Here is a 13,488-nt window from a genome sequence, read left to right as displayed (position 1 = left end):
ACGTTAACCATTAGCCATCATTTGCTCTACATAACAAAATTGGTCCTACCAATCTAATAAGAAACGATACACGCATCACCCTGGAGAATCCTGCATGCAAGTCTGGCAACAACTCTACGATCCGCTCGGGAATATCTGGCTGTCCAGCCTGATTGCGGCTATCCCGATCCTGTTTTTCTTCTTCGCGCTGATTAAGCTGCGGATGAAGGGCTATAAAGCCGCCACGTTGACGGTCATTCTCGCCCTGTTGGTTGCCCTGTTTTTGTACCGCATGCCGGTGGACAGAGCGCTTGCCTCGGTTGTTTATGGTTTCTTTTATGGCCTGTGGCCAATAGCCTGGATAATTGTTGCCGCGGTCTTTGTGTATAAAATTTCCGTCAAAACCGGGCAGTTCGACATTATTCGCTCGTCTATCCTGTCGATTACGCCGGACCAGCGTCTGCAAATGTTAATTGTCGGTTTCTCGTTCGGCGCGTTTCTGGAAGGTGCCGCAGGATTTGGCGCGCCGGTCGCCATTACCGCCGCGCTGCTGGTTGGCCTGGGCTTTAAGCCGCTTTACGCCGCCGGGCTGTGCCTGATAGTCAACACCGCGCCGGTCGCCTTCGGCGCAATGGGGATCCCGATTATTGTTGCCGGCCAGGTCACCGGGCTGGACAGCTTCGAAATCGGCCAGATGGTTGGCCGCCAGCTGCCGTTCCTGACGATTATCGTGCTGTTCTGGATCATGGCGATTATGGATGGCTGGCGAGGCATCAAAGAGACGTGGCCTGCGGTGATGGTCGCCGGGGGATCATTTGCTATCGCCCAGTATCTTAGCTCCAACTTCATCGGCCCTGAGCTGCCGGATATTATCTCCTCTCTGGTGTCGCTGGTGTGCCTGACGGCCTTCCTGCGCGTATGGAAGCCGGTGCGTATTTTCCGCTTTGATAACATAGATGAAACGGCTGGCGAGCAGGCTGTTGCGCCGCAGAAATACAGCGGGCGGCAGATTATTCGGGCGTGGATGCCGTTCCTGTTTTTAACCGCCACCGTTACGCTGTGGAGCATACCGCCGTTTAAAGCGCTGTTTGCTAAAGGCGGAGCGCTGGCAGACTGGGTCTATAATTTCTCAGTGCCGTTTCTCGACAACCTGGTCGCCAAAATGCCACCGGTCGTTGCCGCAAGCGCGCCCTATGCGGCGGTCTACAAGTTCGACTGGTTCTCCGCGACCGGCACCGCCATCCTGGTGGCCGCGCTGATTTCGATTGTTTACCTGCGCATGAAGCCAAAAGCGGCGCTGGTAACCTTCGGGGAAACGCTGAAGGAGCTGGCGCTGCCGATTTACTCCATCGGCATGGTGCTGGCGTTCGCGTTTATTTCAAACTATTCCGGGCTGTCGGCGACGCTGGCTCTGGCGCTGGCCCATACCGGCCACGCCTTTACCTTCTTCTCGCCGTTCCTCGGCTGGCTGGGCGTGTTCCTGACCGGTTCAGACACCTCCTCCAACGCGCTGTTTGCCGCATTACAGGCCACAACGGCGCAGCAGATTGGCGTTTCAGACCTGCTGCTGGTGGCGGCTAATACCACCGGCGGCGTGACCGGCAAGATGATTTCGCCGCAGTCTATCGCCATTGCCTGCGCCGCGGTGGGGCTGGTAGGTAAGGAGTCAGACCTGTTCCGCTTTACCGTGAAACACAGCCTGATATTCACCTGCATGGTGGGCGTAATTACCACGCTGCAGGCTTATGTTTTAACCTGGATGATCCCATGACCCAAGCAGTACCGCGCCTTGCCGACCAGATGGTTGAACGTGTTAAGGCGCTGATTAATGAACGCAAACTGGAGGCGGGCATGCGGTTGCCCGCCGAACGTCAGCTCGCCGCAGAGCTGGGCTGTTCGCGGTCTATTTTGCGCGAAGCCATTCAGAAGCTAATTGGTGAAGGCGTGCTTGCCAGCCGCCGGGGCGGCGGCACTTATCTTCGTTACCAAATAGAACAGTGGTCGGAACAACGTATTGTTCAGCCGCTGAAAACGCTGGTTGAGGGCGATCCTAACTATCAGCTGGATATCCTCGAAGCGCGCCACACTATCGAGGGCAGCACGGCCTGGTATGCGGCAATGCGCGCCACGCCCGCCGATAAAGAAAAACTGATCGCCTGTTTTGACGCCACCCTCAAGTTTAAAGAAAGCGATGACCCGGATCTTGCGGCCCAGGCCGACGTGCGGTTTCACCTGGCGATTGCCGAAGCCTCGCACAATATCGTGCTGCTCCAGACCATGCGCGGATTCTTCGATCTGCTGCAATCCTCGGTGCTGCACAGCCGCCAGCGCATGTATACCGTTCCGGCTATTTTCGCCGGGCTTACCGAACAGCACGACGAGCTGTTGAAAGCCATACTCGCGGGTGATGCCGAGCGGGCAAGGCGTGCCGCCCAGTCGCACCTGGGGTTTGTCCACTCCACGATTAAAACCCTGCAAGAAGATGAAGCCCGTCAGGCACGTATTACCCGCCTCCCGGACGAAGCAAGTGATGAAAAAAGGGAACAGAAACGATGATTATTTCCGCAGCAACCGACTACCGTGCCGCCGCCGAGCGCATTCTGCCGCCATTTTTATTCCACTATATCGACGGGGGAGCCTACGCGGAGCACACCCTGAAGCGTAACGTGGAAGATCTGGCGCAGGTGGCTCTCCGGCAGCGCGTGTTGAAAAATATGTCGGCGCTGAGTCTCGAAACCAAACTGTTTAACGAAACGCTGTCAATGCCGGTCGCCCTTGCGCCCGTTGGGCTGTGCGGTATGTATGCCCGTCGCGGTGAAGTGCAGGCGGCGAAGGCCGCGGCCGCCAAAGGCATTCCCTTCACGCTCTCGACGGTTTCGGTGTGCCCGATTGAAGAAGTGGCCCCGGCTATCAACCGCCCTATGTGGTTCCAGCTTTATGTCCTGAAAGACAGAGGATTTATGCGCAACGCGCTGGAGCGGGCAAAAGCCGCCGGCTGCTCAACGCTGGTGTTTACCGTGGATATGCCAACGCCGGGTGCCCGCTATCGCGACGCCCACTCGGGGATGAGCGGCCCGAACGCCGCGCTGCGCCGCTATATGCAGGCGGTTACGCATCCTCAGTGGTCGTGGGATGTAGGGCTGAACGGCCGCCCGCATGATTTGGGCAATATTTCCGCCTACCTGGGCAAACCGACCGGGCTGGAAGATTACATTGGCTGGCTGGCAAAAAACTTTGACCCGTCTATCTCCTGGAGCGACCTGGAGTGGATCCGCGAGTTCTGGGATGGCCCAATGGTTATTAAGGGGATCCTTGATGCCGAAGATGCGAAAGACGCGGTGCGTTTTGGCGCGGATGGGATAGTGGTGTCAAACCACGGTGGACGCCAGCTGGACGGCGTGCTTTCTTCCGCTCGCGCCCTGCCCGCCATCGCCGATGCGGTGAAAGGCGACATCGCTATTCTGGCCGATAGCGGTATTCGCAACGGCCTCGACGTGGTACGCATGATTGCGCTGGGCGCGGATACCGTGCTGCTGGGCCGCGCTTTCCTCTACGCCCTGGCGACCCACGGTGAAGCCGGAGTCAGCAACCTGCTGGACCTGATAGAGAAAGAGATGCGGGTAGCGATGACGCTAACCGGCGCACGCTCCATCGCTGAAATTACCCCGGAACTGCTGGTTCGCCAGGGGCTATAGCGGAATGCCGTTCCTTCGGCATGGGTTCCACTCTGCGCTGTAATCAATGACGGGGCTTTCAAAAAATGGGTTGAAAGCCTCATTTCATTTACTGCACAAAGGCGGTTAGTCGGTTGAAAATGCCCGGGTCATCGGCGTGGCGGATAATTTGCACCACGTCTTCCAGCTTATCGACCTGGCTAACCATCTGCTCAAGGCGGCTGTCGTCCTCAACCTGTAGCCAGATGCGGCTCTGGTCGCCTTCCGGCAGCGGCAGGCATAGGATGCCTTCTACGTTAAATGCGCGGCGGGCAAACAGGCCGCAGATATGAGACATCACGCCCGGATGGTTGCGTACCGTAAGTTCCAGAATAACGGTTGATTGCTGCATGGCTTACTCTCCAATCATCTGAGTGTTGGCGGCACCCGGCGGCACCATCGGGAATACTTTTTCGTCCGCGTCGATGCGCACATGAATCAGGCATGGCCCCGGGCGGGAAATCGCCTCCTGGAGCGCAGCCTGCGGATCTTCTGCCTGATTTAAATCGCAGGTAGCGAGGCCAAAACCGCGCGCAATGGTCAGGAAGTCAGTCATGCCAGGGTAGGTCGCGGCAAAGATATTTTGCTGATAGAACAGGGTTTGCTGCTGATGAACCAGCCCCAGCGCCTGGTTGTTCATCAGGATGATTTTCACATCCAGATTGTTTTCCGCTGCGGTAGCCATTTCCTGAATATTCATCATCAGGCTGCCGTCGCCGGAGAAGCACAGCACTTTTCTCGTCGGCTCAGCCAGCGCCGCGCCAACCGCAGCCGGTAAGCCGAAGCCCATGGTGCCCAGCCCGCCGGAAGTCAGCCACTGGCGAGGGCGATTAAGCGGATAAGCCTGAGCCACCCACATCTGATGCTGGCCCACGTCGGTCGTTATGATTGCTTCGTCATCCACGCAGGCCGCCGCCGCTTTAATAAGCCCGTAAGGCATCAGCGGGTTGTCCTCGCCCGGCATGGCAAACGGGAACTCGCGCTGCAAATTAGCGACCGTTTGCAGCCATTCGCCGCGCGGCAGCGCTTTGGTCTGCGGGGTCAGCTGGCGCAGCACTTCACCAACATCGCCGCGAATCGCTACGTGGGCCTGCTTAATTTTACCCAGCTCGGCGCGGTCGATATCCACATGGATAATTTTGGCGTTCGGGCAGAATTCTTCTGTTTTGCCGATAGCGCGGTCATCAAAGCGTGCGCCGAGGACAATCAGCAGATCGGCTTCATGAAGAATGAAGTTGGTGCTGCGCGCGCCGTGCATGCCCAGCATGCCGAGAGAAAGAGGGTGCCGCGCCGGAAGGGTCCCCAGCGCCATCAGCGTCATGGTTGTTGGCAGCCCGGCACGCTCAGCCAGTTCGCGAGCCTGCTCCGCTGCGCCCGCGCTGATAATCCCGCCGCCAAGGTACAATACCGGGCGTTTAGCTTCGTTAATCATCGCCGCCGCGCGGGCAATGTCCTGATGGTCGAAGGCCGGGGCAGCAGAAGGAGCGGCCACTTCCGGCAGTTCGGTAATCTCAATTTCTGCGGTCTGAATATCTTTCGGAATGTCTATCCATACCGGGCCAGGGCGGCCGGACTGGGCGATACGGAATGCGTCGGTAATCACCTGCGGCAAGTCGCTGATGCTGCGCACCAGGTAGTTATGCTTGGTAATGGGAATCGAAATGCCGTAGGTATCGACTTCCTGGAAAGCGTCCGCCCCGATCATCGAGGTAGGCACCTGCCCGGTAATACAAACCAGAGGAATGGAGTCGAGGCGGGCGTCGGCAATCGCGGTGACCAGGTTGGTCGCCCCCGGACCGCTACAGGCGATGCAGACCGCAGGTTTACCGCTGGTACGCGCCATGCCCTGCGCCATAAACCCCGCGCCCTGCTCGTGGCGCGCCAGAACATGGCGAATGCGGGTGCTTTGGCTCAGCGCATTGTAGAGCGGCAATACCGTGCCGCCAGGAATACCGCTAACTGTGGTAATGCCATGATGTTCCAGCATTTTTACAATCAGTTCTGCGCCGGTGATGCGCTGTGAGGGTGTGTCCGAAATTGCCATGCTCCAGTCCTTCTTATTAGCCGGTTCGCTTCTGGGCAGGCACTTAAAACAAGAAACCCCGCCCGGTTTGCGCCGGCGGGGTTTGGAATCGATACGTTGATTCAGTCCCTACGGCGCATTGCCGACGACCACCACCACACGCACGACGACCACCGCGGCTGGTAGCGCGGTAATTAGTAGGGTCGAAGTTTGCAGGGAATGAGTCATGGGGTTCCTGAATTAGCGTTAAAAGTCGTCATTGATAAAATCACACTCGCCGGTTTCGCACAACAGGATTTTCGTCTGGTGTTAAAAAACACGCCGAATGTCACATTTGATTTACATACTGACTGCAACATCCACCGGGTCAATGCAACGCATCTCAGCCGCTTTAGCAGCAGCGAGCGCCGCCTTTACCGCCGTAGCGCGCGTCCTGGCGTTCGCGGAAAAACTCTTCATAAGTCATCGGCGTCTGTTCCGGGTGGGTCAAACGCATATGCTGCACGTAATTGTCGTAGTCCGGGACGCCGATCATCAGTTTTGCTGCCTGGCCGAGGTATTTTCCGGCTTTGGACAGAGTATCGAACATAATGCCTCCAGTGGGTTGCCCCTCACCCCGGCCCTCTCCCCAAAGGGGAGAGGGGGAAATGATGAGGTAAGAGGGTTAGGGTGAGGGTAAAAATCAGTGCACGCTTTTTGCCCTGGCCACAATCTCCTGATAATTCTCCGGCATTGGCTCATACGGCGTCTCGTTAGCCGTCGGCTTATCTGACTTCAGAGCTTTAAGCGCGGTTTTCAGCGAGAACCATGCCAGCACCACCACAACCACCATAAAGAAGATAGTCAGGCCAGCATCCAGCCGGTTGTTGAACACCAGCTGGCTAAGCTGGGATTGAGTGTACTGCGCCGGAATATTGCCGCTGTCGATCATCGCCTGGAACTTATTGGCGATGGCGAGGAAGCCCACTTTTGCATCTGAGCTGAACGCTTTCTGCCAGCCTGCCGTCAGGGTACAAATCAGCAGCCATGCGGTTGGCACCAGAGCCACCCAGGCATAACGCTGTTTCTTCATCTTGAACAGCACCACGGCACACAGCATCAACGCCATGCCCGCCAGCATCTGGTTGGCGATGCCGAACAGCGGCCACAGCGTGTTAATGCCGCCCAATGGATCGACCACGCCCTGATGCAGGAAATAGCCCCAGGCCAGCACGCAAAGCGCGGTGGCGAGCAGGTTGGCCGGCAGCGAGTCGGTTTTCTTCAGCCCCGGAGATATTACGCCCAGCAAATCCTGCAACATGAAACGTGCGGCGCGCGTACCGGCATCCACCGCCGTCAGGATAAACAGCGCCTCAAACAGAATCGCAAAGTGATACCAGAACGAGACGTCCATCAGCCCGCCCAGCGCGCCGTGCAGAATATAGGCCATCCCGACGGCAAGCGTAGGTGCGCCACCGGCACGAGAGATGATGCTCTGCTCGCCCACTTCGTTGGCGATATTTGTTAGCGTGTCCGGCGTAATGTGGAAGCCCCAGCCGCTAACAACCTGCGCCGCAGAAGCCACTACGTCAGCCGTTCCCGCTGGAGCAAGCACCGCCATCGGGCTGTTCATCGCAAAGTAAACGCCGGGGTCAATCACGCAGGCAGCAACCAGCGCCATGATCGCAACAAAGGACTCCATCAGCATGCCGCCGTAGCCGATAAAGCAGGCCTGATTTTCGTTAGCCAGCATTTTCGGCGTAGTGCCGGAGGCAATCAGCGCGTGGAAGCCGGAAACCGCCCCGCAGGCGATGGTGATAAACAGGAACGGGAACAGGTCGCCGCTCCACACCGGGCCGGTGCCATCGATGAATTTTGTTAATGATGGCATTTGCAGCGTCGGGCGCATGATGAGGATGCCCACTGCCAGCCCGATAATGGTGCCAATTTTCAGGAAAGTGGACAGGTAATCACGCGGCGCAAGCAGCAGCCAGACCGGCAGCACGGCGGCCACAAAGCCGTAGCCCACCAGCATCCAGGTTAGCTGCACGCCGGTATAGTCGAAGTACGGTGCCCAGGTTTCGCTCTGCGCCACCCAGCCGCCGGAAATAATGGCAAAGACCAGCATCACCAGGCCGATAATCGACACTTCGCCGATGCGACCCGGCCGCAGGTAGCGGATATAAATACCCATAAATATGGCCAGAGGAATGGTAAAGGCAACGGTGTAAGTCCCCCACGGGCTATGGGTTAGCGCCTTAACAACAATCATCGCCAGTACCGCAAGGATGATGACCATTATCATGAAGCAGGCGACCAGGGCGATAACCCCGGCGGTGTTGCCCATCTCTTCTTTTACCAGCTCACCCAGGGAGCGCCCGTCGCGACGGGTAGAGACGAACAGCACCATAAAGTCCTGTACCGCACCGGCCAGCACCACGCCCGCCAGTAGCCAGAGCATGCCGGGTAGATAGCCCATTTGTGCCGCAAGTACCGGCCCCACCAGCGGCCCCGCCCCGGCGATAGCCGCAAAGTGGTGCCCAAACAGCACTTTTTTATCCGTTGGAACATAGTCGAGGCCGTCGTTATGGCGCACGGCCGGGGTCATGCGTGTGGCATCCACCGTTAATACGCGTTTAGCGATAAACAGGCCGTAATAGCGGTAGGCGATGAGATAAATACAAACAGAAGCAATCACTATCCACAGGGCGTTGATCTGCTCGCCGCGGTTGAGTGCGATGTAACCGAGGGCGAACGCGCCAATTAAGGCGAGCACGACCCAGACGAGGTGTTTCCCAAATCTATCCATAATTTTGTCCGTTTTCTAATTGGATATCGAGAGTTGTTACATTTTGTATCTAGCCTGGAATGTCTTTTCTCACAATCTGAACCCGCCAAAATGGCCGCCCTTTACGCGACTTTGTTAATAAGATCACTCTAATTTGTGTCATTCAGGTAATAGCCGAGGTCAATTCTGGAATATCAGGTTGATGAATAGTTAATGACCATTTTGATAACCCACGCTAATTAATAAGCCGCCTTAATTGATTCAAAGACGCGACTGAGAAATAAATTGATAATTATTTTCATTTGCAATAGCGTGTTGCCGCAGTTTCAACATCAGGCACTTCTGCCGCGTCCTTTCCTTATTTGGGAATGGAGCTAACCGGGACGCTGGCGGTGACACTCAGGACAGATAATGAATAATAAATTTTCTTACTCCCTCGCCACTCTGGTGAGTCTGGGCATTTATGGCATTGCCCTTCCCGCTTCGGCGCAGACCGCGCCGGTAGAGAATGAAGACACTCTGGTGGTGACCGCGGCGCAGCAAACGCTCCAGGCACCGGGCGTGTCGATTATCAGCGCCGATGAGCTAAAGAAGCGCCCACCCGCGCGCGACATCTCTGAAATTGTGCGCACCATGCCGGGGGTTAACCTTACCGGCAACTCCACCAGCGGCCAGCGCGGCAACGGCCGCCAGATAGATATTCGCGGCATGGGGCCGGAAAACACCCTCATCCTGATTGACGGTAAACCAGTGACCAGCCGTAACGCCGTGCGCCTTGGCTGGCGCGGCGAACGTGATACCCGCGGCGACGCCTCCTGGGTGCCGCCGGAAATGATCGACAGCATCGAAGTTATTCGCGGCCCGGCGGCGGCTCGCTACGGTAACGGCGCGGCAGGCGGCGTGGTAAACATCATTACCAAACGCAGCAGCAATGAATTCCACGGCAGCTGGAATACCTATTTCAACGTGCCTGAGCATAAAGATGAAGGCTCGACCAAACGCACTAACTTCAACCTCACCGGCCCGCTGGGCGGCGACGTAAGCTTCCGTCTTTACGGCAACCTGGACAAAACGCAGGCCGATGCCTGGGACATTAACCAGGGGCATCAGTCTCTGCGTACCGGCTCTTACGCCAGCACGCTGCCCGCCGGGCGTGAAGGCGTTATCCATAAAGATATCAACGGCCTGTTGCGCTGGGAATTTGCCCCAATGCAGGCGCTGGAGTTTGAAACCGGCTACAGCCGCCAGGGCAACCTCTACGCGGGCGATACCCAGAACACCAACAGCAATCAGTTGGTGAAGGACAATTACGGCAAAGAGACCAACCGTCTTTATCGCCAGAATTATTCCGTCACCTGGACGGGCGGCTGGGATAACGGCGTAACCACCAACTCTTATGTTCAGTACGAGCACACCCGCAACACGCGCGTGAACGAAGGGCTGGCAGGCGGCACCGAGGGCATTTTCTCCAACGGCCAGTTCTCTGATATCGATCTCAGCGACGTGCTGCTGCACAGCGAAGCCAGCGTGCCGTTCGAGCTGCTGGTGAACCAGAACCTGACCTTCGGCAGCGAGTGGAACCAACAGCGCATGAAGGACGGTTCGTCCAATACTCAGTCCCTGAGCGAAGGCGGCGCTATCCCGGGCGTCTCTTCCACCAACCGCAGCCCCTACTCGAAAGCGCAAATTTTCTCGCTGTTTGCGGAAAACAACATGGAGCTGACCAGCAGCACCATGCTGACGCCGGGACTGCGCTTCGACCACCACTCCATCGTCGGTGACAACTGGAGCCCGTCGCTCAACCTCTCCCAGGAGTTGACCGACGACCTGACGCTGAAGCTCGGCATCGCCCGCGCCTATAAAGCACCGAGCCTGTACCAGACCAACCCTAACTATGTTCTCTACAGCCGCGGCCAGGGCTGTGCCGCCAGCGGCGGAGCCTGTTACCTGATGGGTAATGAGGATTTGAAAGCCGAGACCAGCATCAACAAAGAAATTGGCCTCGAATTCAAGCGCGACGGCTATCAGGCAGGGATAACCTGGTTCCGCAACGATTATCGCAACAAGATTGAGTCCGGCTATTCACCGATTGCTTCCAACAGCAAGAAGACCGATATCTACCAGTGGAACAACGTGCCAAAAGCCGTTGTTGAGGGGCTGGAAGGCACCGTCAACCTGCCGCTGACCGATACCGTAAGCTGGAACAATAACCTGACGTATATGCTGCAAAGCAAAAACAAAGAGACCGGCGATCGCCTGTCGATCATCCCGGAATATACGCTGAACTCTACGCTTAGCTGGCAGGTTCAACCGGACGTTTCGCTGCAAAGCACCCTGACGTGGTACGGCAAACAGCAGCCGAAAAAGTACAACTATAAGGGCACACCGGTGACGGGAAGCGATACCAACGAAGTGAGCCCTTACAGCATTATTGGTATGAGCGCGACCTGGGATGCCACCAAAAACGTCAGCTTAACCGCCGGTGTCGACAACCTGCTCGACAAGCGCCACTGGCGCGCGGGTAATGCCCAGACGACCGGGAACGACACCACTAAATCTTATATGTATGGCGCAGGCGCCCAGACCTACAACGAGTCCGGCCGCACTTACTATATGAGCGTTAACACTCACTTCTAAACCCCAGGCGGGAGGCGCTTTACGTCTCCTGCCCCTCTCTTTTTTATCCCCGTAGATTAAAAAATCGCTTGATGCCCGTTCATAAGAAAATGTTATAGTCAAAAAATAACCAGACCCAAAACACACACAACACTACTCGCAACAAGGAGTTACCTCTGATGGCTCAAGCATTATCTCTCGAAGAGTTTTTATCCACAGTGCAATTGCGCGACCCGCATCAGGTTGAATTCGCTCAGGCGGTTCGCGAAGTGATGAGCACGCTGTGGCCGTTTCTTGAAAATAATCCTCAATATCGCCAGCAGGCGCTGCTTGAGCGTTTAGTCGAGCCGGAGCGCGTTATCCAGTTTCGCGTCGCCTGGGTGGATGATAAAAATCAGGTGCAGGTTAACCGTGCCTGGCGCGTGCAGTTCAACTCCGCTATCGGCCCGTTTAAGGGCGGCATGCGTTTCCACCCGTCGGTAAATCTGTCGATCCTCAAGTTCCTCGGCTTTGAGCAAACCTTCAAAAATGCGCTGACCACGCTGCCGATGGGCGGCGGTAAAGGCGGCAGCGACTTTAATCCGAAGGGCAAAAGCGAGGGCGAAATTATGCGTTTTTGCCAGGCGCTGATGGTTGAGCTGTACCGCCATCTTGGCCCGGATACTGACGTCCCAGCGGGTGATATCGGCGTTGGCGGCCGCGAAGTCGGCTATATGGCCGGGATGATGAAAAAGCTCTCCAACAACACCGCCTGCGTATTTACCGGCAAAGGGCTTTCTTTCGGCGGCAGCCTGATTCGCCCGGAAGCCACCGGCTACGGCCTGATTTACTTCACCGACGCTATGCTACAGCGCCACGGCCTTGGTTTTGAAGGTATGCGCGTGGCGGTATCCGGCTCCGGCAACGTGGCGCAGTACGCGATTGAAAAAGCGATGTCGCTTGGCGCGCGCGTGGTTACCGCCTCGGACTCCAACGGCACGGTGGTTGATGAAACCGGCTTTAACGCTGAAAAACTGGCTCGCCTGTGCGAAATCAAAGCCAGCCGTGATGGCCGCGTGGCGGATTACGCCCGCGAGTTTGGCCTGACTTACCTTGAAGGCCAGCAGCCGTGGAGCGTGCCTGTAGATATCGCGTTACCGTGCGCAACGCAAAACGAGCTGGATGTTGAAGCAGCACGAACCCTGATTGCTAACGGCGTAAAAGCCGTGGCAGAGGGCGCAAATATGCCAACCACCATTGAAGCCACTGACCTGTTTGTTGAGGCTGGCGTGCTGTTTGCTCCGGGTAAAGCAGCCAACGCCGGCGGCGTGGCAACGTCCGGGCTGGAGATGGCGCAAAACGCGGCTCGCCTGAGCTGGAAAGCCGAAAAGGTTGATATTCGCCTGCATCACATCATGCTGGATATTCACCAGGCCTGCGTGGAATACGGCGGAGAAGGAAAACAGACTCAGTACGTGCGCGGGGCAAACATTGCCGGGTTTGTGAAAGTGGCCGATGCCATGCTGGCCCAGGGCGTGCTGTAAGCATTACGGTGAGGGCTTTTGCCCTCACTCACTCCCCTACAGAACTAGCTTCATTTCATACTGCGTTAGCGAGTCCTGCCGGAAGCCGCTGCTTACAAACAGCGGCGCAACCTGCTCGGGAATAGCACCTGCGGTTGCCAGCCCCGGGAATTGCTCCTGAAGCAGAAGCAGCAGCTTTTTCGCATGCCCTTTGCGCCGGGCATGTGGCTCAACATACAGCCCTCTTAGCTTCGGCACTTCCCCCGGAATCACCAGTGCATAGGCCACGTCATTGAGCGTAAAAGCTTTACCCGGCAGCTTGAACAGGGTTTCAGGCGCGCTAAGCCACGGCAGCGGAGCCTCGTTGGCCACCATCATTTTATGAGCCATGTGCAAGGGATCTATTTCCAGCAAATCTTCAGAGGTAGAAGGCCGGGCCGTTCCCTCACTCTGGAACCCAGCAAGCGTTTGTTGGCGCACAAAGCCCATCCGCTCGTAGAGCGCCAGCCCGCTGTCGTTACCGACGATAACCTCCAGCAAGAACTGTTTATCGCCCCGCGCCCTTGCGGCATCTATCAGCTGCTGAATAAAAATTTTGCCCAGCCCCTGCCCACGCAGTTCCGGGCGAATAGCGAAAGCCGCCAGGCGGCAGGTTTGCCCGCGCCGGGTGATCAGCGCGATGGCTTTTGGCTCTCCACGATAAAGCCAGACGGTGCTGTCGTTGGGGTTAAGATCCTCGGCAACAAAGCGCCAGCCAAAGGTTTCGCTATCCAGCCGAAACGGCACCACGTACTGCTCAAAGCAATGGTTCAGTATCTCGGTGAGCTGGTGACCATTCCAGTTGAGCGTCGGTTTGCTGATGATATCCTGCTGCATGCTACCTCCCGG

At 57.0% G+C, this 13,488-nt stretch carries 11 protein-coding genes; 5 read left to right on the top strand and 6 right to left on the bottom strand.

Going from position 1 to position 13,488, the window contains the following annotated elements; genetic code table 11:
• The first annotated feature begins 94 nt into the window (after positions 1-94).
• The 3 genes from lldP to lldD are packed head-to-tail and all read left to right on the top strand — an operon-like array spanning position 95 to position 3,674.
• The gene (lldP, locus tag HMPREF0201_RS04165) at positions 95-1,750 is read left to right on the top strand and encodes an L-lactate permease (RefSeq protein WP_016535229.1); all 1,656 of its coding nucleotides are present in this window, start codon (positions 95-97) and stop codon (positions 1,748-1,750) included.
• Complete coding sequence (gene lldR / locus HMPREF0201_RS04160; protein ID WP_016535228.1) at positions 1,747-2,535, top strand: transcriptional regulator LldR; 789 nt, start codon at positions 1,747-1,749, stop codon at positions 2,533-2,535. Before lldP ends, lldR begins: the two co-directional genes overlap by 4 nt.
• Positions 2,532-3,674: an FMN-dependent L-lactate dehydrogenase LldD gene (gene lldD / locus HMPREF0201_RS04155; RefSeq protein ID WP_016535227.1), complete on the top strand. Its 1,143-nt coding sequence runs from the start codon at positions 2,532-2,534 to the stop codon at positions 3,672-3,674. The genes lldR and lldD overlap by 4 nt, the downstream gene beginning before the upstream one ends.
• 88 nt (positions 3,675-3,762) lie before the next feature.
• Here the strand turns inward: lldD and ilvN are convergent, their stop codons facing one another.
• The 5 genes from ilvN to cstA all read right to left on the bottom strand — a co-directional run bounded on the left by ilvN (position 3,763) and on the right by cstA (position 8,503).
• A complete protein-coding gene (gene ilvN / locus HMPREF0201_RS04150) occupies positions 3,763-4,044 on the bottom strand; it encodes an acetolactate synthase small subunit (RefSeq protein ID WP_016535226.1) in 282 nt (93 codons plus the stop codon).
• Positions 4,045-4,047: 3 nt separating this feature from the next.
• Positions 4,048-5,736 carry an acetolactate synthase large subunit gene (gene ilvB / locus HMPREF0201_RS04145; RefSeq protein WP_016535225.1) on the bottom strand — a complete coding sequence of 563 codons (1,689 nt, stop codon included), beginning with the start codon at positions 5,734-5,736 and terminating at the stop codon, positions 4,048-4,050.
• A 108-nt stretch (positions 5,737-5,844) separates the two neighbouring features.
• Entirely contained in the window at positions 5,845-5,943 is a 99-nt protein-coding gene (gene ivbL / locus HMPREF0201_RS22370; RefSeq protein ID WP_071704074.1) for an ilvB operon leader peptide IvbL, read from the bottom strand.
• A gap of 163 nt (positions 5,944-6,106) precedes the next feature.
• Positions 6,107-6,304, bottom strand: coding sequence for a YbdD/YjiX family protein (locus HMPREF0201_RS04140; RefSeq protein WP_016535224.1), 198 nt, complete (start codon positions 6,302-6,304; stop codon positions 6,107-6,109).
• Positions 6,305-6,397: 93 nt separating this feature from the next.
• Entirely contained in the window at positions 6,398-8,503 is a 2,106-nt protein-coding gene (gene cstA / locus HMPREF0201_RS04135; protein ID WP_016535223.1) for a pyruvate/proton symporter CstA, read from the bottom strand.
• Positions 8,504-8,893: 390 nt separating this feature from the next.
• On the opposite strand from cstA, the gene HMPREF0201_RS04130 reads away from it, so the two are divergent.
• Together HMPREF0201_RS04130 and gdhA are read left to right on the top strand one after the other, a co-directional pair.
• A complete protein-coding gene (locus HMPREF0201_RS04130) occupies positions 8,894-11,119 on the top strand; it encodes a TonB-dependent siderophore receptor (RefSeq protein WP_016535222.1) in 2,226 nt (741 codons plus the stop codon).
• A gap of 158 nt (positions 11,120-11,277) precedes the next feature.
• Positions 11,278-12,621, top strand: a complete 1,344-nt coding sequence (gene gdhA, locus HMPREF0201_RS04125; RefSeq protein ID WP_016535221.1) for an NADP-specific glutamate dehydrogenase — start codon at positions 11,278-11,280, stop codon at positions 12,619-12,621.
• A 36-nt stretch (positions 12,622-12,657) separates the two neighbouring features.
• On the opposite strand, the gene HMPREF0201_RS04120 is transcribed toward gdhA, so the two are convergent.
• On the bottom strand, positions 12,658-13,476 hold the full coding sequence (locus HMPREF0201_RS04120; RefSeq protein WP_016535220.1) for a GNAT family N-acetyltransferase: 819 nt from the start codon (positions 13,474-13,476) through the stop codon (positions 12,658-12,660).
• Between the last annotated feature and the right edge of the window lie 12 nt (positions 13,477-13,488).

The organism is Cedecea davisae DSM 4568 (assembly GCF_000412335.2).
GTDB lineage: Bacteria > Pseudomonadota > Gammaproteobacteria > Enterobacterales > Enterobacteriaceae > Cedecea > Cedecea davisae.
The sequence above is the reverse complement of the archived record's forward strand: the minus strand, read 5'-3'. Positions and strand labels throughout refer to the sequence as shown.